This is a genomic window from Halorubrum alkaliphilum (assembly GCF_017873815.1).
GTDB lineage: Archaea > Halobacteriota > Halobacteria > Halobacteriales > Haloferacaceae > Halorubrum > Halorubrum alkaliphilum.
Map to the genome: position 1 here is coordinate 139177 of NZ_JAGGKQ010000001.1, position 23026 is coordinate 162202.

Consider the following 23026-nt stretch of genomic DNA (forward strand, 5'->3'; position numbering starts at 1 on the left):
CCGCTGTACGCCCGATCGGTCCGGCCGGGAACCGACGACGGGAGTCGCGTCCCCGACTCGCGAGGACGTCCCCACGTGCTTTTACCGGTTCGACCATGAGGTTGTGACATGGCGACACACTCCTCGGAGTCGATTCCCGATCCACGCGAGGGGAGCGACTTCGATTACACCGGCGGGGGGACGGAGCGCCCCGACATCGTCGACGCGCTCGAACAGCGGGTCGCGGGCGAGGTACGGTTCGACGACTACTCCAAACGGCTGTACGCGACGGACGCCTCGGCCTACGAGGTGACCCCAATCGGCGTCGTCTTCCCGGAGTCAACCGCGGACGTCGCCGCGGTCCACGAGTACTGCTTCGAGGAGGGGATCCCGGTGTTGCCCCGCGGCGGCGGCACCTCACTCGCGGGTCAGACCGTCAACGAGGCGGTCGTTCTCGACCTCACTCGGGAGATGGACGCGGTCATCGAGACGGACACCGAGGGGAAGACGGCCCGCGCGGAGGCCGGCGCGTACATCGGCGACCTCAACGCGGCGGTCGCCGACGCGGGACTGAAGTTCGCACCCGACCCGGCGTGGCGAGACAAGTCGGCGGTCGGCGGGGCGATCGGAAACAATACGACCGGCGCACACTCGCTGAAGTACGGGAAAACCGACCACTACATCGAGGAAGCCGAGGTCGTCCTCGCGGACGGGACGGTGACGACGTTCGGCGAGGTCGCCGTCGAGGACCTCCGGGAGTCTGCCGACCCCGAGAGCGACGAGTTGCTGCCGCGGATCCATGCCGACGTAGTCCGGATCCTCGACGAGGAGGCGGAGGCCATCGACGATCGGTTCCCGGAGATGAAACGCAACGTCTCCGGGTACAACCTCGACCGCCTGCTCGCGGACCATCGCGGGGAGTACGGCGAAGAAGGCATCGTCAACCTCGCGCGCCTGCTCGCGGGCAGCGAGGGGACGCTCGCGACGGTCACAGAAGCGACGCTCTCGCTCGTGGAGATCCCCGAAACGAAGGCCGTAGCCCTCCTCACCTACGACGACCTGCTCGACGCGATGGAGGACGTCGCGCCGATACTCGAACACGACCCCGCGGCCGTCGAGGTGATGGACGATGTCCTCCTCGGGCTGGCCGCCGACACGACGGAGTTCGCCGACGTGGTCGCGACGCTGCCCGAGGGGACCGACTCCGTCCTCCTCGTCGAGTTCTACGCCGAGAGCGACGCGGCCGGGCGACAGAAGGTGGCTGACCTCGTTGCCGATCGGGTCGTCGAAGCGACTGGCGGCGCGTTGACCGCGGCGGACCCGGACCCCGAGGCCGCGACGACGACCGACCAACCGCGCCGCGCAGTCGACGCCATGGAGGCGCACGATCCGGACCGACGCGAGCAGTTCTGGAAGATGCGGAAGTCAGGCCTTCCGATCCTGCTGTCACGGACCACGGACGAGAAACACATCGCCTTCATCGAGGACTGTGCGATCCCGCCCGAACACCTCCCCGAATACACCCGGGAGTTCCAAGAGATCTTGGACGATCACGACACGTTCGCTTCCTTTTACGCACACGCCGGCCCGGGTGTGCTCCACATCCGACCGCTGATCAACACGAAAGACGTCGAGGGTGTCGAGACGATGGCGGAGATCGCTGACCGGGTGACGGACGCTGTCGTCCGTCTCGGCGGGTCGGTGTCGGGAGAGCACGGCGACGGACGTGCCCGCACCCAGTGGAACCGGAAGCTCTACGGCGACGACCTCTGGTCGGCGTTTCGCGATCTCAAGACCGCCTTCGACCCGGACTGGCTGCTCAATCCCGGTAGCGTCTGCGGCGATGTCGACATGACCGAGAACCTACGGTTCGACTCCGAGTACGAGGTCGACGCCGGTTTCGACCCCGCGATGGAGTGGGCGAACGAGAACGGAATGCAGGGAATGATCGAGCTCTGTCACGGCTGTGGCGGCTGTCGCGGGCCGCAGGAAACGACAGGCGGCGTGATGTGTCCGACGTATCGCGCCTCGGAGGAGGAGATCCAGTCGACGAGGGGGCGGGCGAACGCCCTGCGGGGCGCGATATCCGGCGAACTCCCGGACGACCCGACGAATGACGAGTTCGTCTCCGAGGTGATGGACCTCTGTGTCGGCTGTAAGGGCTGTGCGAAGGACTGTCCCAGCGGCGTCGACATGGCGAAGCTGAAAGCAGAAGTGGAACACGCCCACCACGAGGAACACGGCGTCGACCTCCGCACGCGGCTGCTCGGGGAGTTCGAACGGCTCGCCCCGCTCGGATCCAAGCTCGCACCCCTCTCGAACGTTCCAAGCAAGGTTCCGGGCATGGGGGCCCTCTTAGAGAGAACGCTCGGCATCGCGAGCGATCGCGACCTCCCGACGTTCCGCTCCGAGAACCTGATCGACTGGTTCGACGCCCGCGGCGGGCCGGCGGTCTCGCGTGCCGCGGCCGACCGCGACGTGATGTTGTTTCCGGACGTGTACACAACCTACACCAATCCGGGTGCCGGGAAGGCGGCAGTACGGGTGCTGGAGGCCGCGAACTGTCACGTTCGGATCCCGGACGTGACCGGGAGCGGTCGGCCACCCCACTCGAAGGGCCTGTTGGACCGATCGCGCGCGACCGCCCGAGAGACCGTCGAGACGCTCGCGCCCGACGCCGCGACGGGCTGGGACGTCGTCGTCGTCGAGCCCTCCGACGCCGTCATGCTCCAGTCGGACTACCACGATCTGCTCGGCGGCGACGCCAGCGACGTGCCGGACGCGGACGTCGAGGTGCTCGCGGAGAACACGTACGGCGTCATGGAATACGTCGACGCCTTCCGGCTGGACGAGTCGCTCGGGTTCGACGCACCCGGCGAGACGTTGACCTATCACGGCCACTGTCACCAGAAGGCGACAAAGAAGGACCACCACGCGGTCGGCGTCCTCCGACGTGCCGGCTACGGCGTCGACCCCCTCGACTCCACCTGCTGCGGGATGGCCGGCTCGTTCGGCTACGAGGCCGAACACTACTCGATGAGCCGATCGATCGGCTCGATACTCTTCGACCAAGTCGCCGACAGCGACGGCGACGTCGTCGTCGCGCCCGGCGCGTCGTGTAGCAGCCAGCTGAAGGAGCGCGAAGGAGCAAGCGAGGAGCCGCCCCATCCGGTCGAGAAGCTCGCCGCCGCGCTCGGGTGAGCTCCGCGGCGGCGTCAGTATCAGTCGTTCTCGGTTTCGAACCGGTCGCGGACGCGCTCGCGACGACGGTTCAGGAGCGCCCGTATTCCCTTTCCGGGACCGCCCTCGATCGGCCACCCCTTCGTTCGCCACGCTGGCGGCTCGGGCGCGAAGGAGGAACACGAGCCGGCACACTCCCTGTTGGTGGGACACCGATCCTTTGCGCTACAGTACGGAACCAGGCCGCGCCCCGCCCGCTGGAGTTCGAAATACCGGCAGTCCGGACGCATCGTGTCGTGATACGACCGCCAGCCCTTGCCGTACGCCCGCTCGGCTATCTCCAGCCGGCGTGTGACCGTCTCCGGATCACGACCGCTTGGCCCGTTCGGCGCGAGGTCGCTCGGGAACCAGTCGACGGTCGCGGCGTCGGCGTCGACGGTCGTAGTGTCGCCGTCGACGGTCGCACGCTCGTTACAGGCGGCGAATTCGCGCTCCGTCTCACCGAACCGCGTCGTCAATATTCCGGCCTCGACCGGCAGCGACCGGAGGAGCGCGGGCTCGACCCTCCCACCGGTCGACTCCGTCGCCAACCACACCTCGTCGGCGAGGGCGATGTCGACGTCGTGGGCGAGTTGGTCGGCGAGCGCGTCCGCAGCCGACCGGTCGAGGTCGGGTTTGTTCTCTATCGCGACGATTCGCCTCACCCAGTCGGGATACGGTCGGATCCGGCGGATCTCGATGCGGTTTCCCCGTCGTCGCGTCTCGATCAGGTCGCGGCCGGCCGCGCGATGGGCCGCCTGCCGGACGTATCGCCACGGGTAGCCCGGATCCGGAAGCGCGTCGCGGTACCACGCCCAGTCGGCGGGCGCGTGTCGCACGACGTGGAGGAGATCGGAGTCGATCGTCCGGTCGCCGAAGCGTCGACGGGCCGCGAACCCGCCGGGGTCGACCTCGATCACGACGGTGTCCCAGCGTCGATCCCGCGTTCCGAGCTGTCTGGAGACGATCGCGGGCCGCGGCTCGCCGTCCGGGTGCCACGCTAACTCGGCGTACCGACAGACAAGCAGCTCGTACCCGAACTCGGCATCGAGGATCACGGTAGTGGTCGGGTCGGCGTCGATGGCGGCGGGTGGTGACCGCGATACCGCCGCTCAGACGTAGTCGCCGTCGGCCTCCTCCTGTAGCTCGTCGAGGTACTCGTGGGCCTCCTCTAAGATGTCACGGGGGCCGTCCTGCGTGATCGTGTTGATGGCCTGGTCGTAGTCGCGCCACTGGAGATCGCGGTGTTCCTTCGAGAGCTCGGCGCTGGCCTCGAACGAGCGCGCGATGAACAGGTGGACCGTCTTATGTATCGTGTTTCCGCCGGCCTCGAACACGTAGTCGTACTCCCGTCGGAAGCCGTCGATCAGCCGGAAATCCTCGATCCCGGCCTCCTCCGATACCTCTCTGATCGCCGTCTGCTGGAGCTCCTCGTCCCCCTCGATCCCGCCTTTGGGGAACTCCCAGTCCCCCGGCCGGCTCTTCAGGAGCAAGTACTCCCGTTCGCCGCGGGTATCGCGGAAGAGGATGGCTCCAGCGCTTATCGCTTCGACCGTCATTACCCTCGGGTAAGCAACCACCCCTAAAGAGGGTGTCGGACTCCGCGGTTCCTCGCCCGTCTCCGGCCCTCTCGCCCGATCTGTGGCCTCGCATCGGCCGTCCGGCCCGAGCGTTGGCCCTCCCACGACCGCCGGGTCACCGGACGCACCCGTCGGTAGATGCGTTTTTAGGCCTCGGGCCATCATCCACGCACGACCCCCAGCCATGACCTTCGTCACGAAACTTTCCTTCGCCTCGGGCGACCGCGACGTGCTCGCCGAGACGGTCGAGGAGCTCAAGGCCGACCTCGAACGCAAGGGCGCAGAGTGTAAGGGGCCGCACGCCTCACCGGCCGATACCGTCCGCGTTCCCCAGTATAAGCGGCTCCGTGCCGGCGACGAGTTCTCGCCGTGGAGCTACTCTATTTATAAACGATCGATGGAGATCCACGGCTCCGACGACATCGCTCGCGACGTGGTCGGCCGCGACTTCGCCGACTCGATCCACATCGAGGTCGAGGTCGATCGAAAGAAGCCGCTCGGGCATCGTCGGGACTAGGACCGCCACTCGGCGCGGCCCAGCCGATCCCGCGACAGATCGAACGGGATGTTCCGTGACGGTCGTCGAGCACTGTAACGAGACTCATCCGGCGAGCGAATGCCTAAGCGCGTCTCAGTCCGAGTCGGCGCCGGGCGAGTCCGCGTCCCGGAGGTGTTCACAGTCGCCGGCGTGTACCCGGACTCGTCCGTCGTCCGTTTCGACGGCGAGCGCGCCGGGCGGTTCGATGTCCACGGCGGTTCCGATCACCTCGCCGGAGGAGGTCTCGACGCGGACCCGCCGCCCGAGCGTGATCGCGTGCTCGCGCCACGCGGGAAGGATGGCGTCCGGGTCGGCAGCCAACTCGGCGAACCGTTCGAGCAGTCGCGCGACGAACCGGCGGCGATCGATGTCGGCGGTCGCGGTGCCCTCAGTAGTATTACCCGGACCGGCGCGTTCGACCCGCAGCGACGTGGCTCCAACGGGTAGCGCGTCCGCGTCGATGTTCGCGTTGATTCCGATCCCGAGGACCAGCCACGAGACGCGGTCAGCTTCACCCTCCATCTCGGTGAGGATCCCGGCGAGCTTGCGGCCGCCTCGACCACTGACGCTCCCATCAGTCCCGGCATCTCCAGCGTCGCGGACGAGCACGTCGTTGGGCCACTTGATCCCCGCATCGACGCCCGCCTCGCGACAGGCGTCGGTCATGGCCACCGCGGCAGCGAGGGTAAAAACCGGAGCCCGTGCGGGGGCGACATCCGGGCGGATCAGGACCGACACCCAGACGCCGCCGCTCGGGGCGACCCACTCGCGGTCCAGTCGACCGCGACTTCCCGTCTGCTCGTCGGCGACGACGACGACGTCGGAGCGACCCTCCTCGGCGAGCGTCCTCGCGCGGTCGTTCGTCGAACCCACGGCGTCGTGATACTCCACGGCGTACGGCGCGTCGAGGCCGAACTCGATCCCGGCCGCACAGTACGCTGGGTCCTCGGGTGCGACGTACCCGTCGGACGTCGACTCGACGGCGAATCCCTCCTCGCGGAGCGACTCGACCGCCTTCCAGACCGCCGCCCGGGAGACACCGAGGTCGTCCGCGAGCGCCGGTCCCGACACGGGGCCCGACCCCAGCGCTTCGAGCAGGGCGCGTCGCGTGTCCATGTCACGAAGGATACGGCGGGAGCCGAAAGTCGTTCCGGCTTCCGCCGTATCCCTTGTGGAGCCACAGCTATGTGGGTCCTCTCATAAGGGGACGCATGCGACACGCGGAGGATCCACCGTCCACTACCGGCCCGACGACGGACGATAGCTCGACGGCGGACGACGGCCCGACGGCGGACGACGGCCCGACGGCGGACGACGACCCGACGGCGGACGATGGCTCGACGACGGACGATGGCTCGACGACGGACGACGACCCGGACGGGACGGCCGACCGCGTTGACGTCGTCGTCATCGACGGCGACGAGAGCCACACGCTCCGTATCGTCCGAGGTCGATCCCTCCGGAACGCGCTCCTCGACGCCAACCGCTCGCCGTACGCCCCCGCGACGAAACGGCTCAACTGCGGCGGTCGAGGCCTCTGTGCGACCTGTGGCGTCCGGATCCACGACGGGCCGGCGGCGGACCACTGGCACGACCGACTGGCCGAGCGGTTCGGGTACCCCCGCCTCTCGTGTCAGGTCGTCGTCGAGGGGCCGATGACGGTGGAACTCGTCGATAAGCACGTGTGGGGCGGACGGGAGCGCGACGGGGGTGACGAGGGCGCGCGCGATGACGATGGCGACGAAGGTGGTCGACGACAGGAGTTATGACCCATGAGACACCGAGTTTCCGGTGAAACGGCCATCGAAGCGGTCCGGATCCGTACCCGCAGATCCGTCCGATCGAAGTCCGTCGGCTCCGGCGAGGTTTCGTCGGCACAAGACCCAAGTCCTCACGGGCGGATCCTCGGGTATGCAACCCTCCAAGGAGCGGGACGCCGACGACGGCGATCCGCTCGATGACCTCGACGACCTCCTCGACGACGACCTCGCGAGCGGCGGCGAGAACTCGACGTCGGGACCGGAGCCGACGACCAGGTCCTCCAAGGAAGACGAGACCGCGACCGGAACCGGCGGGGGTTCCGGACGCATCGGCGTAGACGGTCGCTGGTTCTCCCTGAAATCGTTCGCCCTCGTCGTCCTCGTTATCGGCCTCGGCGTCGTCCTCGGCGGTGCCATCCCGCTGATCGGGGGAACGATCGGCCCGGCGCTCGGCGTGCTCCTCGGAGCGTTCCTCGTCGGCCTCGTGTTCTCCGCGCGGAAATACGTCGAGGCGGGGATAGCCGGTGCGGCCGCGGGTGCCGGAACCGCCGTGACCAGCGTTCTCGGGGTCGGTTTCCTCCCGATCGGGCTCGACTATCTCTCCGAGTGGGGGCTCCCGCTGCTCGCGGTCGGCGGCGGACTGGGGGTCCTCCTCGCGCTCGTCGGCCACTACTTCGGACGCGACCTCCGCGCGGGCGTCACGAGCGACGTACCGGAGTGACACGCCGATCACCAGAGAGACCACCGCCACGCTCTCATCGTATGACTCCGGTTCGTGCCGAGACGTACGCGGCGATCTCTCGACGTTCGAGCGCCGCGAACCCCGCGAGTATCGCGAGGAATCCGAGGATCGCCTCCGCCTCGATCACGTGACCAAGCAGGACCCAACTCCCGACGGCGGCGACGATCGGCTCTGCGTAGCCGACGAGGTGGAGTTGGGTGGGTCCCACCGCATCGAGCAGGGCGAAATAAACGAGGAAGGCGATCACTCCCGAGAACACGGTGAGGTACGCCAGCGAGAGGATCGCGGTCCGGTTCCAGACGATCGCGGCGGGCGACTCCGAGAGGACGGCTGCACCACCGAACAGCAGTCCCGCACCAAGGACCATCGCCCACCCCTGTAACGCGGCGATCGGAAGGTCCGTCCGGAGCGGACGCAGGAGGACGGCACCGATCGAGAACGCGATCGCGGAGAGGAACACGAGCCCGATTCCGATCAGCTCCGGCGAGAGTGTCCCGTCGGCGTTGCTTGTGAAGGTACTGACTCCGGCCGGATCGGCGATGATGACGACGCCGAGCAGTCCGAGCGCGAACCCGGCGATCTCGACCGAACCGAGTCGCGCCTCGGAGAGGGTCACGGCGGCGAACACGGCGGTCAACACCGGGGAGAGGCTGACGATGACGGCGGCGACCGCACCGGAAATATACAGCTCTCCGACGTACAACAGCCCGTGGTACGCCGCGATGACGAACGCGCCGGCGACCGCGATACCGAGCCACTCATCGCGACCACTGGGGAGCCACCTGTCCGAGACGACCGCTGCGTACGCCAGCACGACGACGCCGGCAATGGCGTAGCGAATGCCGGCGAACAACAGCGGCGGAACGTACGCGAGCCCGGCTTCGATGGCGACGAACGAGGTACCCCACAGCGTCGCAAGCAGAACGAACGCGGCGGCGAGCCCGGTCGAAGACGAAAGCAGGTTTCGTGGGTACATTCGATACCGAACCGAAATGTGCGGCTATATTTAAACATGAGTTCTACTATCTCAGCGATCTTGCGTGAAAATTTATATCGTTGAATTACATCCGATCTCTCGGCAATCTATCAGGGCATAGTTGGAGATATTCGTCAGTATGTCCGTCAAAATATATACCCATCCGTCACGTGAATCGCAGGTATGGACGAACGCGACGTACGACTGCTGAAGGCGATCGCCGATCTCGGTACCGGGAGTCCGGAACGGCTCCATGACGAGACTGGGATCCCCGTGTCGACGATCCACTATCGCCTGAACAACCTCCGGGATGCCGGCGTGATAGAGAACGACGTATACGACTTCGACCACGAAACGCTCGGGCTCGGCGTGACGATCATCGTCGAGGTGTTAGCCGACTACGACGGTCCCTACGAGGAGTTCGCGGACGAACTGCTGACCGTCGAGGGCGTCACGGAGGCGTACTTCACGATGGGCGAGACCGACTTCGTCGTCATCGCCCGGCTCTCCTCGTCGGACACGGTCGAACGGCTCATCAGTGACTTCGAGTCGATCCCGGAAGTCGAACGGACGAACTCCACGTTCACCATCGCAACCCTTCGGGACGAGCCCCGTGCGCCCGCGACGTACGACTTGGAAACGCTGATAGAGGAGCTAACCGACTGACTCCGCCCGGAGCGGTGATCGGCTACGACCGCTTGCCGATCTCCTCGCGGAGGACCTCGGAGACGACCTCGCCGTCCGCCTTCCCGCGTAACGCACCCATCGCCTCGCCCATCAGTCCCGAGAACGCACCCATTCCCTCCTCGGCAATCTGGTCGGCGTTGCGCTCGACAACCGCAACGACTGCCTCACGGACTTCGTCCTCGCTCACGCCCGACAGGCCAGCCTCCTCGACCGCTTCGGCGGCGGAGAGACCGGGGTTCTCAGCGAGCGTCGTCAACACTTCGGGGACGCCCTCCTTCGCGAGGTCGCCCGACTCGACGAGATCGAACAGGTCGAGAAAGTGGTCATCGGTGAGGCTCTCGACGGGAGCACCGTCGCGGCGTATCTCCGTCGTCGTCGACTCCAGCGTCGATGCCGCGAACGTCGGGTCGACGCCGCGATCGACGGCCGTCTCGAACAGGGGGAAGCGCCGCCCGAACGCGACCTGTTCGGCCAGTCCCCGGTCGAGCCCGAACGACTCGACGTACCGGTCGGTCTTCTCATCGAGGAGCTCCGGCCGGTCGACATCGGACGGGTCGGGTTCGACCGGCGGTACGTCCGTCTCGGGGTACATCCGTGCGGCCCCCGGCAGCGGCCGGAGGTATCGCGTGGTGCCGTCGTCGTTCGCGCCGCGCGTCTCCTCGGGCACGCCCTCGATCGCGACGGCGGCGCGGTCTGCGGCCGCGTCGATCGCGAGTTCGGCGGTCTCGGGATCCGCAGCCACGATAGCGACCGCGTCCCCCTCACCTGCGCCGACCGCTTCGCGGAGGGCGGCGACCTCGGTCTCGGTCACGCCGTAGGCTGGCAGCTCGTCGGTGTGGAAGATCCCGCCCGCGCCGTGCCGTTTCGCGTAGTCCGAGAGCTCGGTCCCGAGCCGCCGGTCGGGCTGGAGCTCCCGGCCGACCACGCCGTCGAACCCGTAGAGGGGAACTGCGGTGACTTTTCCGCCAGAATCGAGCGCCCCACGGATCACCCCGGAGTCGGTGTCGGCGAAGACGTTGGTCACATCCTGCGTCTCGCCGACCTCGGCATCGCGCTCGCGGAGGGTATCCCGGATCGCCAACAGCTCCGCCTGACGGCCGACCTCGCCGCGGACAATCTCCTCGATCCCTTGGAGGTCCTGAACGCCCTTCACCTCGACGCGTGCCCCCTCGGCGATGGAGACGTTAACGTCCTGGCGGATCGTCCCGAGCCCGCGTTTCACGGCTCCGGTCGACCGCAACAGCATTCCGATCCGCTCGGCGGCCGCCTTCGCCTCCTCGGGGCTGCGGATGTCCGGCCCCGTGCCTATCTCGACGAGCGGGACGCCGAGCCGGTCGAGCGAGTAGACGACGCCGTCATCGGTCTCCTGAACGCGTTTCGCGGACTCCTCTTCGAGCATCAGGTCCTCGACGGAGATCGTCCCGTGGTCCGTCTCGATCTCGCCCGCCTGCCCGAGGAGGATCGACCGCTGGAACCCGGAGGTGTTCGACCCGTCGATCACGAGCTTCCGCATCACGTGTGCCTGATCGACGACGGAGACGTCGAGGAGGTCGGCTATCTGTAGCGCGACCGACAGCGCCTCGCCGTCGACTCGGCGAGGGGGTTCATCGTCCTCCTCGACGAGACAGGTGGTGTCGTAGCCGAGATAGGTGAACTCACGGTCGACCTGACTCTCCTCGAGGGCGGCTTGGTCGAGCTCCCCAAGCTCGCTTTTGGTCGGGTGGAGCCGACGCGTGATCTCCCGCCGTGCCTTCTCCGGGTCGCGCTCGATCGTGGGGGACTCACAGAACAGCTTCGTCTCCGTGTCGAGCTGCTGGTGGATCTCCAGTCCGGCGACGAGGCCCAGCTCCTCGTGGTCGTACTCGTGGGTCGCGTCCGTACTCATTACGCACCACTCCGGCGGCCCACGACTAAAAGGGTGGCAGTTCGCGCGAGCGACCGTCGACCGTTCAAGCGGGTCGTGACGGTCCCGGAACGTGCCTCTCGAATCCGCCTACCGGGACTGTCGGTAGATGAGATTCCGCTGGATGTCGTTCGCGCCCTCATAGATCACGGGGATGCGGACGTCACGGTAGACGCGGGCGATCCGGCGGTCGGTGAGGATGGAGCGTCCGCCGTGGAGCTTCATGCCCTTTTCAGCACAGTCGGTGGCGACCTCAGTCGATTTCGTCTTCGCGAGTGCGGCCCAATAGCCGGCGTCGTCGCTGTCCGCGACCTTCTCGCAGGCGCGCCAGTTGAGCGCGCGCGCGGACTCGAAGCCGATCCGCATGTCCGAGAGCGTGTGTTGGACCGCCTGGAACTCGTTGACCGTGCGGCCGAACGCGTTGCGGCCGTGGACGAACTCCTCCGCCTCCTCGATCGCGGCCGCGGCGAGTCCGAGCCCGTGCCCGCCGACGACGACGCGGCCGTGGTTGAAGAAGTCGGCAAGCACGTAGAAGCCGCCGCCCTCGCTGCCGACGACGTTCTCCTCAGGGACGAAGCAGTCGTCGAAGACGATGTGACCCTGCTTGGAGGCGCGCATCCCCATCTTCTCGGGGATGTGTTCGGCCTCGTACCCGTCGGAATCGGTCTCGACGATGAAGAGCGTGTAGTTGGAGTAGCGGTCCTCGCCGTCGCCGGTCTTGGCGTACACGGTGAGCCAGTCGGCCTCGACCGCGTTGCCGACCCAGTACTTCTCGCCCGTGAGTTCGTAGCCGCCGTCGACCGCTTCGGCTTTCGTCGTCATTCCCGCCAGATCGGAGCCGGTTTCGGGCTCGGAGACCGCGAGTCCGGATATCTGGTCGTTCTCGGCGATCGGCCGGAGGTACTCCTCCTTCTGTTCGTCGGTGCCGTACTGCTCGACCATCTCACAGCCGAAGCTCGCGAGCTGAAGCGTCAGTGCGATGCCCGCGTCCGCGCGGTAGAACTCCTCGGCGATGGCGAGTACCTCCGCGAGGTCGAACCCCCTTCCGCCGTACTCCTCGTCGATGTCCTGTGCGACGAGTCCGGCGTCCATCCCCGCTTCGAGTACCTCCCACGGGTACTCGCCCGAGTCGTAGTACGCCTCCGCGTTCGGTTCGATGTGTTCGGCGGCGAACTCGCGTGCCTCGTGTTTGGCGTCCCGGGCGTGCTCCGGAACGATACTCTCGTCGAGTAGATCCATACGACCACTGTGGACCCCTCGGGAATAACCTTCGTGGAACAACGAACAACGCCGCGTTAGTTTATCGATCGAACGGGTTCGCGACTTCGACGGTCTCCTCGCGGTCGGGGCCAACGCCGACCGCGTACACCGCCGCGTCCATCTCGTCGGCGACGAACTCGAGGTACTCGCGGGTCGCTTCCGGAAGCGCCTCGTATCCCTCCTCGGCGACCGCGGCCCAGTCGACCGCGGACCACGTCTCGAACTCGCGGTAGACGGGTTCACATCGTTCCCAGCGCTCGGTCGTCGTCGGGACCGTGTCGATCCGCTCGCCGTCGAGTTCATAACCGACACACACCCGCAGTTCGGGAAGGTCGGCGAGCACGTCGACGTGGTTGATCGCGACGCCGGTGAACCCCGAGACGCGCGAGGCGTGTCGGAGCATCGGCAGATCGAGCCAGCCGATCCGACGCGGTCGACCGGTGACCGTCCCGAACTCGCCACCCTTCTCGCGGATCTCGTCCGCGAGCGCCTCTTCGTCGTCGTCGCCGTCGAGCTCGGTCGGAAGCGGCCCCGATCCGACCCGCGAGAGATACGCTTTCACGATGCCGACGACCTCCCCCGCGCCGACGGTAGTGACGCCCATCCCGGACCCGACCGCGGCCCCGCCCGCCGTCGGGTTTGAGGACGTGACGAACGGGTAGTTCCCGTGGTCGATGTCGATCGAGGTTCCCTGTGCGCCCTCGAAGAGAATCCGATCCCCGGCCTCGCGACGGTGATACAGGAAGTCGCTACAGTTGACGGTCATCCCGTCCTCGGCGAGCCGTTCGCCGATGGCCGTGAACTCCTCGTGAAGCGCGTCGACGTCGAAGGCGGCCGCGTGTTCCGAGTCGTCCACGTCGAGGCCGTACACCTCCTCGGCGACCGAACGCTGGTGATCGACGACGTACTCGATTCGGTCCCGAAGGACGTCCGGATCGAGGAGGTCACCGATCCGGATCCCCCGACGCCCGGCTTTGTCCTCGTAGGTGGGCCCGATTCCGCGACCGGTTGTTCCGACCTCGACTCCCGAGTCGTCCTCGGCTTTCCCCGCCTCCTCGATCCCGTCGAGCACGCGGTGATACGGGAGGATGACGTGGGCCCGGCGCGCGACGCGGACGTCCGGGTCGAGCCCACGGTCGCGAAGTTCGTCGATCTCCTCGAACAGGGTTCGCGGATTAACGACGCAGCCGTTGCCCAACACGCCGATCGTTCCCCGGACGGCCCCGCTCGGGACCAAGGATAGTTTATACTCCTCGCCGCCTTCGACGACGGTGTGGCCGGCGTTGTCGCCGCCCTGATAACGGACTACGACGTCCGCGTCCCCTCCCCACCGGTCGACGAGCGCGCCCTTGCCCTCGTCTCCCAGTTGGGAGCCGACGATGGTGACTGTCATACCGCTACCCCCTTCCGACCGGGGGGTAAAACCGATTACGGTCCGTCAACGATGTCGATACACGAACGTGGATCAGTTGGGGCGTCGGCTCGACGAAACCCCTGCGTTCGTGCTGGCCGAGACGGTCGAGTCGGACGGTGCGTGGATCCGAACGGTCACGCCCGATGTCAGTACGGCTCAGGAACACGGTCCCCCGGATACACAGATCCGAACTGTTAACTACTAACACGACAAATCTGGGACGTGCAGCGATCCCCCGGAGTTCGACAGCAACTTTTAAAAGGGGGCATGACGAGTTAACATATGGCATGATAGATAGACTTGAGAAAGAGGTAGACATGTTGGAACGGCACTTACAGGTGCTCCGAATGGTGATCGATAGCGAACCGATCGGGATCGTGAAGATGTCCAACGAGACCGGCTACCCCCATCACAAGGTCAGGTACTCGCTTCGCGTGCTCGAGGAGGAGAACCTCATTGAGCCGTCAAGTCAAGGTGCCATCACGACCGAGCGCACCCACGAGTTCGTCGACGAACTCGACGACAAGCTCGACGAGACGGTCGAGAAGCTCGGATCGATGCGGATCGACGACGCCGCCGAAGTCGAGAACTAACTGTTCGTACTGGACGCGTTTTCGCGAGTTCCGGCCGAACCCGTATTGGGACGATCGATGGTCGACGGTGAACGGCTCGTCGGATGTCACGACGGGCGGAGCCGGTAGTTACGGACTCGAGGGTAGTTACAGATCCGGAACCGTCAGGTGGAAGCCACCCTCTCGGGACTCGACGAGACACAGGTGATATCCGCGCTTTCGCGACAGCTTCACGAAGCTCTTCCGTTTCGACCGGCCGAACAGTCCCCCTCCGACGGCATCGCTCGCAACCTCCAACGCGTCCGGATCGAAGAAGCTCGCCGTCACCGCGAAGGCTCCGGCGAACCCGTCGTTCGACTCCGCTATCCGTCCGCCGTTGGCGACGAGCGATTCGAGACTCGCACCCTTGGTAGGTGCCCGCGAGTCGTTGAGATCGGCGACGAACAACGGGTTTCCCATCCGGTCCCGGAGGACCAGATCGAAGGCCTGCTGCTCGCGGTCCTCGTTTCCGCTCTCCGCGGCGACGATCGATACCGATCCGCCGATCTCGGCGCGGTCGATCTCCGGAAGCGCGTCGTAGAGGTCACGAAGCGCGCTTCCGTTTCCGGTCTCGCCGACCTCGAACGGGAGGTCCTCGACGAGCCATCGAGTGAACCCGTACTCCATGGTGTCCCCGAGGAACTCCTCGAACGGCCTCCCATCGACGGTAAGGCCGTCGGTCTCGAAGCTGGTATGATGTTCGATACGCAGGTTCTCCCGCAGCTCGTCACGTCCCACGTTTCCGTCGTGTGCGTCCTCCAGCGTCGCGCCGCCCTTCGACTCGTACCGGATGAACAGGTTGGTTCCCTCACGGGCTTCCGCGACCGGGAGGCTGTGATCGCTGTCCGGGAGTTTCGACTCCGCCTCGGTGAGGTTCGTTCTGAGACGCTGGATCTCCGCACGGAGCTCCTCGACCTCCGATTCGAGGCGATCGCGTTCTGATTCGAGCTCGTCGCGTTCGCGGGTCAGCGAGTCCCGCTCCTCGCGGAGCGTGTCGCGTTCGGTCGCGATCGACTCCCGCTCGGACTTCGCTTCCGCCAGCTCCGCTTCCAACTGCTCGATCCGCTCGCGAACCCCGTTCGCAGCCTCCCCCTCGGATCGGGAGACGGCGGCTTGGCCCGGGTTCGATGGGGCCGGACGCGGATCCGGCGACTCCTCCGCGGTCGCGGAGGCGTTCGATCCCGAAGGACCCGACCGGGAGCGGTCGGCCGCGTCGTGATCCGCCTTCCGTTTCGATTCGCCACCCGACCGGCCGCGGCCCGTGGCCGATCGTCCGCGAGAGCGGTCCTCAACCCCGTTACGGTCCGATTGGCCGTCTTTTGCTCCCCGAACGTTCGTCTCCGACGGATCGAGCGCCGGAATGGATTTGGTCTCTCGCCACTGCGCCTCCTCGGAGAAGACGTCCTCGTCGTCCGGCACGTCGCCGGCAGTTCTCGAACCCGACGCAGTCCGCTGATCCGACTCAGCGGACGCGTCCGCGGACCCCGCGTCAGCATCGGGCGGCTCAGCGTTCGAGTCGTCCATCCGGGTGCTTGGCTCGGCTGGATTCGATTCGGCCGGACTCGACTCGGACGGACTCGACTCGGCCGCGCCTGAATCCGGATCATGCGTCTCCGAGACGCTCTGTTTCGGCGTCTCGGGAGACTCCCTTCGGGTGCCGCCTTCGCTCGCCCTCGGCGGGGTCCCATTCGAGGAGTCGGACGCCCTATTACCGGATACGGCCGTTGCCGGATCGGGCTCGTGGTCTTCGGCACGACTCGCGTGCGGTGTGGTCTCGGTGGCGTCGTCCGTCCTCGTTGCGGCCGAAGCTCCGTCCTCGGACGGATCGCTCTTTTCCGCCTCACTCGCCACGCTGGGCTCGGCCGGTCCGTTCGACTTTGCTGGTTCGTTCGACTCGTTTGGTCCGTCCGATTCGGCGGGTACTCCCGGATCGCTCGATCTGCTCGACTCGGTCGGTTCGTCCGACCCATCCGGTTCGCCCGCTCCGGCCCCCTCGGGAAGCGTTCGAACGTCGAGGTCTACCTCGTAAACGGTGTATATTCCGACCTCGTCGTCGGCGAGATCGAACGCTTTCTCGCCCGTTTCGAGCCGTCTGGAGTTCCCGACGTACGCAGCTGCCATCGACTCGCCCGCGGTGTACGCGACGTAATAGTCCCCCGAGAGCACGTTCTCCGTGAGCTCGACGTATCCGGTGAACCCACCCTGTGAGAGCTTCCGATCGGCCTCCGCCAGCGAGGTGTCATTCGTGTAGTACTGTGCGCGCTGTTCTCCGCCCTGCTCTTGCATGGCGAACAGTACCGGGAGGGCCTGATGGGGGGCCTCGTACACGGTTCCGGAGGCGTCCGAGAACGCGTCGAGTTCGGCGTCAACGACGCCGATGACACGACCGTCGAGCAGGAACAGCCATCCGGTCCCGTCCGTTGCCGCGCCGGAAAAACCGCCGCCCACGTGCTCGCGGAGCCCGTCGAACCCGCCGGAGAACTCCCGGGCGTCCCATCCGGTGATGTCCTCTCTTCGCTGTGCGTCCATTACTTAGCGTATTTCGCCATCAGCGACCCAAATACTTTCCGGAGCGTGAGACGGGCGTCTGACGCCGGCTCGCGACCGCCCCTCAGCGTCCGCGCCGTGGACCTGCCCCACGACCTCCCTCCCGTTCCGTCAGTTCGCGTTCTCCACGACCTCGATCGCTTCATGGCCCAACGCGACGACGTCGTCGTCGAATCCGGAGTCACGGAGGTCGCTCGGAGCGTACCAGTCCCAGTCGTCCGCGGCCGCCTCGTCGTCCCCGTTCGGATCGATCTCCCGTGACGGGACGCGGGCGTAATAGAGGTGATCGATGTGTTGGTGGCCGACCGATCCATCGGGATGGACGTTGATGTCGTGAAGCATCTGATGGGCCGGCTCCGGAAGGGGACGACCGTTCGGCGTTTCGACGTCGGCGCGGTCGGCGACGAGCTCGGCTTCGAGTCCGGTTTCCTCGCGCACCTCGCGCAGGGCCGCCTCATGGGGAAGCTCGTCGCGGTCGATGTGGCCGCCCGGCGGGAGGTGTATTCCGAGTCGTCCGTGTTCGTGGAGCGCGGTCGCGCCGTCGTGAACGACGTACGTGGTCGCGGTGAAGTGACGCGTCGTTTCCATACGCAGCATACGGCCCGGTTCGGTTTGGTCGTTTGGAACCGATGCCGTCGTGGAGCCGCGGTGCCGTCGTGGAGCCGTGACGAGCGTCGACGGAACGGGGCGCTACTGTACCGTCTCGGCGCCCGAGAGTTCGGCCGCGAGCGACTCCGCGATGGAGGTCTCGGCTTCCTCGACGAAACGGGCAACCTCCTCGCCGTCGTCCGTCTCCACGACCACGGTGGGGATGAGATCGATGTCGTACGCTTCGACTCCGGGACCCTCCTTGCCGGACGGCCCCTTGGTCACGGGGAACGCTTCGACCCGGTCATCGGGGACGCCCGCGGCCGCGAGCGCGGCTCCGAAGGCGGGCAGCTGTCGTTTACAGTCGATACACCAGTCCCCACCCCACACTTTGAACCGGTACTCCCCGTCGAGCGCGTCGAGAACTGTAGGATCGAGGGTCTCGGGGTCAAACGAAGGGTCGGGCGCGAGCGTTTCGAGCGTCATGCGTCACGATAGGTGGGCAGCCGGTATTAACGCCGCGGCGGCGGCGACGCTGACCGCTCTCCGGGATCGACAGCGGACGCGACGGCCGACGGTCGCGGTGCTTGCCGCAGTCCGTCGGGCATTTGAGTGGGCGTACCCTTCGGACGAATAATGGACGAGGACATCCTGGAGGGACTCGGCTCGCCGTTGGTGCGGGTCGACTCCCCGCCCGGGACGACGGTCGCTGCCAAGGTCGAGTCACGGAATCCGGGGGGGTCAGCAAAGGACCGACCGGCCCGCTACATGATCGAGGCCGCCGAGCGCGACGGCGAACTCGAACCGGGAGACGGCGTCGTCGAACCGACCTCGGGCAACACCGGGATTGGTCTAGCGATGGTCGGCGCGACGAAGGGGTACGACGTCACTCTCGTGATGCCCGAGGGGAAATCACGGGAGCGACGGCGGATCATGCGCGCCTACGGTGCGACCGTCGAACTCGTCGAGGGAGACATCTCCGACGCCCGGGCTCGTGCGGACGAGCTCGAACGCGACGAGGGGATGGTCCAGCTCCACCAGTTCGAGAACCCCGCGAATCCGCGGGCCCACTACGAGACAACCGGCCCGGAGATCATCGACCAGGTCGAGGAGCGGACCGTCGACGCACTCGTCGCGGGCGTCGGGACGGGCGGCACCATCACGGGGATCGGTCGGCGGCTCCGCGAGGCGTTCCCGGACGTGCGGATCCACGCGGTCGAGCCGGCGGACAACGCTGTCCTCTCCGGTGAGGAACCGGGATCGGACGCGTTTCAGGGAATGGGCCCGGGCTTCGTCGCCGACAACTTGGACGTCGACCTGCTCGACGCGGTCCACACGGTCGAACTCGACGAATCGGAGGCCGAGTGTCGGCGGCTCGCCCGCGAGGAGGGTATCCTTGTCGGCCAGTCCTCGGCCGGGTCGAACCTCGCGGCGAAGCGGGTCGCGGCCGACCTCCGTGAGTCGGGCGAGCATGTCGGCAACGAACCGCTCGTCGTCACCGTCTTCTGGGACAGCGGCGAGCGATATCTCTCTGCCGGGACGTTCGACGTGCCCACGGAAGCCGGATCCGAGCGTGTTGGACGCGAGTGAGACGTTTTGCGGAGGACCCGCGAGACTTGCTGAAATCTTATAAGTAGGTGTGTTCGTCCCCGCTAGGGGTATTATAACCGAACGATCGGAACGGCGGCCGGTTGGATAGATCGATACGCTTGACAGTTCACCGACTCGTCACTCAGCAGCTCACCGACCCGTCAGCGCCTCGCTCGCGGGCGCGAACTCGATCGGTTCCCCCCGACCAGCTTCGCTCGCACGTTTATATAGCATGTATGCGGCGGCGGTCGTCTCGATCCCGGTTCCACCCGAATCGAACACCGTCACCTCGTCGTCGCTCGTTCGACCCGGATGGTCGCCGGCGACGACCTCCCCGAGTTCAGCGGCAACTCCCTCTCCCGCGTCGACCAGTCCAGCCTCGACCGCGGCGAGGAACGACCCGGCGTCCTGCGTCGCGCGCGCCCGGAGGTCGGGGATGTACGTGGCCCGCGCGACCAGTTCCGGAGGGAGTTCGTTCTTTTCAGGATGGTACTGCCCCATCGCCGTGACGTGAGTTCCCGGTTCGACGTCGTCGTCGATCACCGGATCGCTCGCCGTCGTTGCGGTGATGGCGACATCCGCGCCCGACAGCGCCGCGCTCGCGCTCTCGACGGCCGAGACCTCGGCGTCGATCCGGTCGCGGAACGCCGCGGCGAACGCCTCGCGGTTCTCGGCGGTCGGCGAGAACACCCGCACCACCTCGAAGTCGCGGACGGTCGCGGTCGTCGCCAGTTGACCGCGCGCCTGCGCACCGCTGCCGATCACCGCGATTTCGGTCGCGTCCTCGCGAGCGAGCGCGTCGACACCGACCGCGCCGGCCGCGCCGGTTTTGAACGGGTTCATTGACGCGCCGTCGAGCAGCGCGAGCGGTGCGCCCGACTCCGCGTCGAACAGCGGCGTCATGAACCAAGCGTCCTCCGCGCCGAAGCCGGCGGAGTAGGTGTACCCGCCCATCGCGCCGGTCTCCGGGAGCACCGCCGCGTACGTCGTGAGCATCCCCGGCGGGTCGTGATTCGTAAGCTTCGTCCGCGGTTCCGCCGGCGCACCCTCCCCGACCTGCCGGTAGCCGTCGCGGACGGCGGCGACGTAGTCGGCCGGCTCGGCGAGGTCGTCGACATCACCGCTCGTGAGGAACAACGCGTCCGTCATACCCGACGGGAGGAACTGGAGCGTCTAAACGGTACAGGAAACAGCGCATTATAAAAGGGTTCGTGCCGAAGCGGTTCGCGGCTACCTCGGTGGTCCGGAGCTTAATCGGAGCCCCCGGACGCCGTGCGGCTGCCGTGCGAGCCGGAGTCCATGGACGGGGTCGACCCGTCGGCTCCCGGGAGCGGATTCCGGACGAACATCGCGTGGGCCATGATCCCCAGCGCGATGCTCGCGCCCACGGGAAGCGCTAGCGTGAACGGCAGTCCGACCAGGTTCAGGAGGACGGTGACTCCGAACAGGGCAGCCGGGATGAGCCCGAGGACGTAGTCGTAGTACCCAGTCATAATTCATGTGTACTTATGTCACGAATCCACTTAATCGTTTCTTGTTGGGGTCTCGTTACGATCTGATTGAGTACCTGAATCCAACTCATAACTTATGGCGTGATGAGATCGGGGACACGTCGTGGAGTAAGTCGGATCGGTTTCGAGCGAATTCCCTACGGAACCACGGCGTGGTAACACGATCCGGCCCGATGCCGGGGAGCTACGTGAAAAGGAGACGGGTGGGACGAAGCCAACGAGTGCGGTGGCGACGAAGACGGCGAGGCCGACGGAAGCGGCGACGAAGACGGGAGCGATGTTCGCCTACCGAACCCGGAAGTAGATCGCGCGCCAGCCGCCGAGCGCGAGCGCACCGAGTACGAACGTTATCGCCATGAACGTCGGAGCCGCGTTGCCGCGGAACGCGAACTCGCGGAGAACGAACCCGACGACGGCCGCGGGGACCCACGACCGAATCGCGAGCGGCACCGACGATTTGGCCGTCTCGACCGCACCCGCGGAGTACGCGCCGACCAGCGGAGCGAACAGGGCCCACCCGATCAGGAACGGAGCCCACACGCCGAGGAGGTATACGGGGTCGTCGAGCAGGAAGTCGACCCCTGTGTGGTTGACCGTTCCGACGGTCAACAGCGCCAGCAACACGAGAACGTCACCGACCGCGAGCGGGGCCGCCGCGCGGTCCAGACGTTCGGCCAGAAACGACGTGTCGTCCATACGACCCCGTCGGACCCGCCCCCACTTTTACGTACGGATCCGCTCCGGGGGAGCGATCACCGGTGACTCCCCGACGCCCCGTTCCAGATCACTCGTACAGCGGGTACTCCGCACAGAGTTCGACGACGCGCTCGCCGACCTCGTAGATGACGTCCTCGCTGTCGACGTCGTCGACGACGCGATAGATGAGGTCGCCGACTTCCTCGATGGCGTCCTCGTCGAACCCGCGAGTCGTGAGGCCGGCAGTGCCCGCGCGGATCCCCGAGGGGTTGAACGGCGATCGAGTCTCGCCGGGCACCGTGTTGCCGTTGAGGACGACGTTCGCGGCCGCGAGCGCGTCCTCCGCGTCGCCGCCCGAGAGGTCGGGATGCGAGTCGCGGAGGTCCGCGAGGATCAGGTGGTTGTCGGTGCCGCCGGAGACGAGCGAGAGCCCGTGACCCTGTAGCGTCTCGGCGAGGACCTCGGCGTTGTCGACGACCGCCTGCGCGTACTCCTCGAACTCGGGCTCTAACGCCTCCTTGAACCCGACCGCCTTGCCCGCGACGTTGTGCATCAGCGGACCGCCCTGCCCGCCGGGGAACACCGCCTTGTCGATGTCGTCGGCGAACTCCTCGTCACACATCACGATCCCGCCGCGACCGGCGCGGATCGTCTTGTGGGTCGAACCGGTGACGAAGTCGGCGACGCCGACCGGCGAGGGGTGGACGCCGGCGGCGACGAGGCCGGTGATGTGGGCGATGTCCGCGAGATGGTAGGCGTCGACCGCGTCGGCGGCCGCCTGGATCGCCTCCCAGTCGACCGTCCGTGGGTACGCGGAGTAGCCGGAGACGATCACGTCGGGGTCGAACTCCTCGGCCGTCTCGTGAAGACCGTCGTAGTCGATGTATCCGGTTTCGGGATCGACCTCGTACTGTTCGACCTCGTAGATCTGTCCGGTGAAGTTCGCCGGGTGACCGTGCGAGAGGTGGCCGCCGTGGTTCAACTCCAGCGACAAGATCTTGTCGCCGGGATCGAGGATCGAGTAGTACACGGCCTGGTTCGCCTGCGTCCCCGAGTGTGGCTGGACGTTGACGTGTTCGGCCCCCCACAGTTCCTTCGCGCGCTCGATGGCGAGTTCCTCGACCTCGTCAGCGTGCTCACAGCCGGCGTAGTAGCGTGCCCCAGGGTACCCCTCGGCGTACTTGTTGGTGAGGACGCTTCCCTGTGCCTCCATCACTGCCTCGCTGACGTGGTTCTCGCTCGCGATCATCGCCAGCGTCTCCTCCTGTCTCGTGCGCTCTCCAGCCAGGGCGTCCGCGACCGCCGGGTCGACCGCCCGGAGGCTCTCGTTGTCCATGTTCGTTGTGGGGCGGGACGGTACATTAAGCCTGTCCGTCGACGGCCGTCTCGACAATCCTGTGTACTATCGCTGATCGACTATTTTCA

General features: G+C 66.6%; 21 protein-coding genes. 7 read left to right on the forward strand and 14 right to left on the reverse strand.

Annotated elements, in window-relative coordinates:
* Positions 1 to 108 precede the first annotated feature (108 nt).
* Entirely contained in the window at positions 109 to 3180 is a 3072-nt protein-coding gene (locus J2751_RS00685) for an FAD-binding and (Fe-S)-binding domain-containing protein (protein WP_209482535.1), read from the forward strand.
* Between the two features lie 20 nt (positions 3181 to 3200).
* Here the strand turns inward: J2751_RS00685 and J2751_RS00690 are convergent, their stop codons facing one another.
* Positions 3201 to 4256, reverse strand: coding sequence for a DUF5787 family protein (locus J2751_RS00690; protein WP_209482536.1), 1056 nt, complete (start codon positions 4254 to 4256; stop codon positions 3201 to 3203).
* A gap of 54 nt (positions 4257 to 4310) precedes the next feature.
* On the reverse strand, positions 4311 to 4757 hold the full coding sequence (locus J2751_RS00695) for a bis(5'-nucleosyl)-tetraphosphatase (RefSeq protein ID WP_209482537.1): 447 nt from the start codon (positions 4755 to 4757) through the stop codon (positions 4311 to 4313).
* Between the two features lie 205 nt (positions 4758 to 4962).
* Here J2751_RS00695 and J2751_RS00700 point away from each other — a divergent pair, with 205 nt between their 5' ends.
* On the forward strand, positions 4963 to 5295 hold the full coding sequence (locus tag J2751_RS00700) for an uS10/mL48 family ribosomal protein (RefSeq protein WP_209482538.1): 333 nt from the start codon (positions 4963 to 4965) through the stop codon (positions 5293 to 5295).
* A 114-nt stretch (positions 5296 to 5409) separates the two neighbouring features.
* On the opposite strand, the gene J2751_RS00705 is transcribed toward J2751_RS00700, so the two are convergent.
* The gene (locus J2751_RS00705; RefSeq protein ID WP_209482539.1) at positions 5410 to 6432 is read right to left on the reverse strand and encodes a biotin--[acetyl-CoA-carboxylase] ligase; all 1023 of its coding nucleotides are present in this window, start codon (positions 6430 to 6432) and stop codon (positions 5410 to 5412) included.
* A 293-nt stretch (positions 6433 to 6725) separates the two neighbouring features.
* Between J2751_RS00705 and J2751_RS00710 the strand changes: the two genes are divergently transcribed.
* On the forward strand, positions 6726 to 7085 hold the full coding sequence (locus J2751_RS00710; RefSeq protein ID WP_321168524.1) for a 2Fe-2S iron-sulfur cluster-binding protein: 360 nt from the start codon (positions 6726 to 6728) through the stop codon (positions 7083 to 7085).
* Positions 7086 to 7227: 142 nt separating this feature from the next.
* The gene (locus J2751_RS00715) at positions 7228 to 7797 is read left to right on the forward strand and encodes a hypothetical protein (RefSeq protein ID WP_209482541.1); all 570 of its coding nucleotides are present in this window, start codon (positions 7228 to 7230) and stop codon (positions 7795 to 7797) included.
* A gap of 34 nt (positions 7798 to 7831) precedes the next feature.
* Here J2751_RS00715 and J2751_RS00720 read toward each other — a convergent pair whose 3' ends face one another.
* Positions 7832 to 8794 (reverse strand): DMT family transporter, encoded by a 963-nt coding sequence (locus J2751_RS00720; RefSeq protein WP_209482542.1) that lies wholly within the window; start codon positions 8792 to 8794, stop codon positions 7832 to 7834.
* A gap of 183 nt (positions 8795 to 8977) precedes the next feature.
* Here J2751_RS00720 and J2751_RS00725 point away from each other — a divergent pair, with 183 nt between their 5' ends.
* Positions 8978 to 9460 (forward strand): Lrp/AsnC family transcriptional regulator, encoded by a 483-nt coding sequence (locus J2751_RS00725; protein WP_209482543.1) that lies wholly within the window; start codon positions 8978 to 8980, stop codon positions 9458 to 9460.
* A gap of 22 nt (positions 9461 to 9482) precedes the next feature.
* Here the strand turns inward: J2751_RS00725 and gatE are convergent, their stop codons facing one another.
* The 3 genes from gatE to J2751_RS00740 all read right to left on the reverse strand — a co-directional run bounded on the left by gatE (position 9483) and on the right by J2751_RS00740 (position 14037).
* A complete protein-coding gene (gene gatE / locus J2751_RS00730; protein WP_209482544.1) occupies positions 9483 to 11366 on the reverse strand; it encodes a Glu-tRNA(Gln) amidotransferase subunit GatE in 1884 nt (627 codons plus the stop codon).
* Between the two features lie 108 nt (positions 11367 to 11474).
* Entirely contained in the window at positions 11475 to 12623 is a 1149-nt protein-coding gene (locus J2751_RS00735) for an acyl-CoA dehydrogenase family protein (protein WP_209482545.1), read from the reverse strand.
* A 61-nt stretch (positions 12624 to 12684) separates the two neighbouring features.
* Positions 12685 to 14037 carry an adenylosuccinate synthase gene (locus J2751_RS00740; protein WP_209482546.1) on the reverse strand — a complete coding sequence of 451 codons (1353 nt, stop codon included), beginning with the start codon at positions 14035 to 14037 and terminating at the stop codon, positions 12685 to 12687.
* Positions 14038 to 14345: 308 nt separating this feature from the next.
* On the opposite strand from J2751_RS00740, the gene J2751_RS00745 reads away from it, so the two are divergent.
* A complete protein-coding gene (locus tag J2751_RS00745) occupies positions 14346 to 14651 on the forward strand; it encodes a hypothetical protein (protein ID WP_209482547.1) in 306 nt (101 codons plus the stop codon).
* Between the two features lie 126 nt (positions 14652 to 14777).
* Here the strand turns inward: J2751_RS00745 and J2751_RS00750 are convergent, their stop codons facing one another.
* From J2751_RS00750 to J2751_RS00760, 3 genes are all read right to left on the reverse strand, one after another.
* On the reverse strand, positions 14778 to 17198 hold the full coding sequence (locus J2751_RS00750) for a DUF7527 domain-containing protein (protein WP_209482548.1): 2421 nt from the start codon (positions 17196 to 17198) through the stop codon (positions 14778 to 14780).
* A gap of 129 nt (positions 17199 to 17327) precedes the next feature.
* Positions 17328 to 17804 (reverse strand): NUDIX domain-containing protein, encoded by a 477-nt coding sequence (locus tag J2751_RS00755; protein ID WP_209482549.1) that lies wholly within the window; start codon positions 17802 to 17804, stop codon positions 17328 to 17330.
* Positions 17805 to 17906: 102 nt separating this feature from the next.
* Complete coding sequence (locus J2751_RS00760; RefSeq protein WP_209482550.1) at positions 17907 to 18290, reverse strand: thioredoxin; 384 nt, start codon at positions 18288 to 18290, stop codon at positions 17907 to 17909.
* Between the two features lie 150 nt (positions 18291 to 18440).
* On the opposite strand from J2751_RS00760, the gene J2751_RS00765 reads away from it, so the two are divergent.
* A complete protein-coding gene (locus J2751_RS00765) occupies positions 18441 to 19394 on the forward strand; it encodes a PLP-dependent cysteine synthase family protein (RefSeq protein WP_209482551.1) in 954 nt (317 codons plus the stop codon).
* A gap of 150 nt (positions 19395 to 19544) precedes the next feature.
* On the opposite strand, the gene J2751_RS00770 is transcribed toward J2751_RS00765, so the two are convergent.
* The 4 genes from J2751_RS00770 to glyA all read right to left on the reverse strand — a co-directional run bounded on the left by J2751_RS00770 (position 19545) and on the right by glyA (position 22937).
* The gene (locus J2751_RS00770) at positions 19545 to 20543 is read right to left on the reverse strand and encodes an ornithine cyclodeaminase family protein (RefSeq protein ID WP_209482552.1); all 999 of its coding nucleotides are present in this window, start codon (positions 20541 to 20543) and stop codon (positions 19545 to 19547) included.
* A gap of 101 nt (positions 20544 to 20644) precedes the next feature.
* Positions 20645 to 20887: a hypothetical protein gene (locus tag J2751_RS00775; RefSeq protein ID WP_209482553.1), complete on the reverse strand. Its 243-nt coding sequence runs from the start codon at positions 20885 to 20887 to the stop codon at positions 20645 to 20647.
* Between the two features lie 303 nt (positions 20888 to 21190).
* Complete coding sequence (locus J2751_RS00780; protein ID WP_209482554.1) at positions 21191 to 21601, reverse strand: DUF3054 domain-containing protein; 411 nt, start codon at positions 21599 to 21601, stop codon at positions 21191 to 21193.
* A gap of 88 nt (positions 21602 to 21689) precedes the next feature.
* Complete coding sequence (gene glyA, locus J2751_RS00785) at positions 21690 to 22937, reverse strand: serine hydroxymethyltransferase (RefSeq protein ID WP_209482555.1); 1248 nt, start codon at positions 22935 to 22937, stop codon at positions 21690 to 21692.
* Between the last annotated feature and the right edge of the window lie 89 nt (positions 22938 to 23026).

What these genes read in the sequence shown, in the direction of transcription:
- J2751_RS00685 (WP_209482535.1), top strand. Translation starts at nt 109, where the DNA reads ATGGCGACACACTCCTCGGAGTCGATTCCCGATCCACGCGAGGGGAGC.
- J2751_RS00695 (WP_209482537.1), bottom strand. Translation starts at nt 4,757, where the DNA reads ATGACGGTCGAAGCGATAAGCGCTGGAGCCATCCTCTTCCGCGATACC.
- J2751_RS00700 (WP_209482538.1), top strand. Translation starts at nt 4,963, where the DNA reads ATGACCTTCGTCACGAAACTTTCCTTCGCCTCGGGCGACCGCGACGTG.
- J2751_RS00705 (WP_209482539.1), bottom strand. Translation starts at nt 6,432, where the DNA reads ATGGACACGCGACGCGCCCTGCTCGAAGCGCTGGGGTCGGGCCCCGTG.
- J2751_RS00715 (WP_209482541.1), top strand. Translation starts at nt 7,228, where the DNA reads ATGCAACCCTCCAAGGAGCGGGACGCCGACGACGGCGATCCGCTCGAT.
- J2751_RS00720 (WP_209482542.1), bottom strand. Translation starts at nt 8,794, where the DNA reads ATGTACCCACGAAACCTGCTTTCGTCTTCGACCGGGCTCGCCGCCGCG.
- J2751_RS00725 (WP_209482543.1), top strand. Translation starts at nt 8,978, where the DNA reads ATGGACGAACGCGACGTACGACTGCTGAAGGCGATCGCCGATCTCGGT.
- gatE (WP_209482544.1), bottom strand. Translation starts at nt 11,366, where the DNA reads ATGAGTACGGACGCGACCCACGAGTACGACCACGAGGAGCTGGGCCTC.
- J2751_RS00735 (WP_209482545.1), bottom strand. Translation starts at nt 12,623, where the DNA reads ATGGATCTACTCGACGAGAGTATCGTTCCGGAGCACGCCCGGGACGCC.
- J2751_RS00740 (WP_209482546.1), bottom strand. Translation starts at nt 14,037, where the DNA reads ATGACAGTCACCATCGTCGGCTCCCAACTGGGAGACGAGGGCAAGGGC.
- J2751_RS00745 (WP_209482547.1), top strand. Translation starts at nt 14,346, where the DNA reads ATGATAGATAGACTTGAGAAAGAGGTAGACATGTTGGAACGGCACTTA.
- J2751_RS00750 (WP_209482548.1), bottom strand. Translation starts at nt 17,198, where the DNA reads ATGGACGCACAGCGAAGAGAGGACATCACCGGATGGGACGCCCGGGAG.
- J2751_RS00755 (WP_209482549.1), bottom strand. Translation starts at nt 17,804, where the DNA reads ATGGAAACGACGCGTCACTTCACCGCGACCACGTACGTCGTTCACGAC.
- J2751_RS00760 (WP_209482550.1), bottom strand. Translation starts at nt 18,290, where the DNA reads ATGACGCTCGAAACGCTCGCGCCCGACCCTTCGTTTGACCCCGAGACC.
- J2751_RS00765 (WP_209482551.1), top strand. Translation starts at nt 18,441, where the DNA reads ATGGACGAGGACATCCTGGAGGGACTCGGCTCGCCGTTGGTGCGGGTC.
- J2751_RS00770 (WP_209482552.1), bottom strand. Translation starts at nt 20,543, where the DNA reads ATGACGGACGCGTTGTTCCTCACGAGCGGTGATGTCGACGACCTCGCC.
- J2751_RS00775 (WP_209482553.1), bottom strand. Translation starts at nt 20,887, where the DNA reads ATGACTGGGTACTACGACTACGTCCTCGGGCTCATCCCGGCTGCCCTG.
- J2751_RS00780 (WP_209482554.1), bottom strand. Translation starts at nt 21,601, where the DNA reads ATGGACGACACGTCGTTTCTGGCCGAACGTCTGGACCGCGCGGCGGCC.
- glyA (WP_209482555.1), bottom strand. Translation starts at nt 22,937, where the DNA reads ATGGACAACGAGAGCCTCCGGGCGGTCGACCCGGCGGTCGCGGACGCC.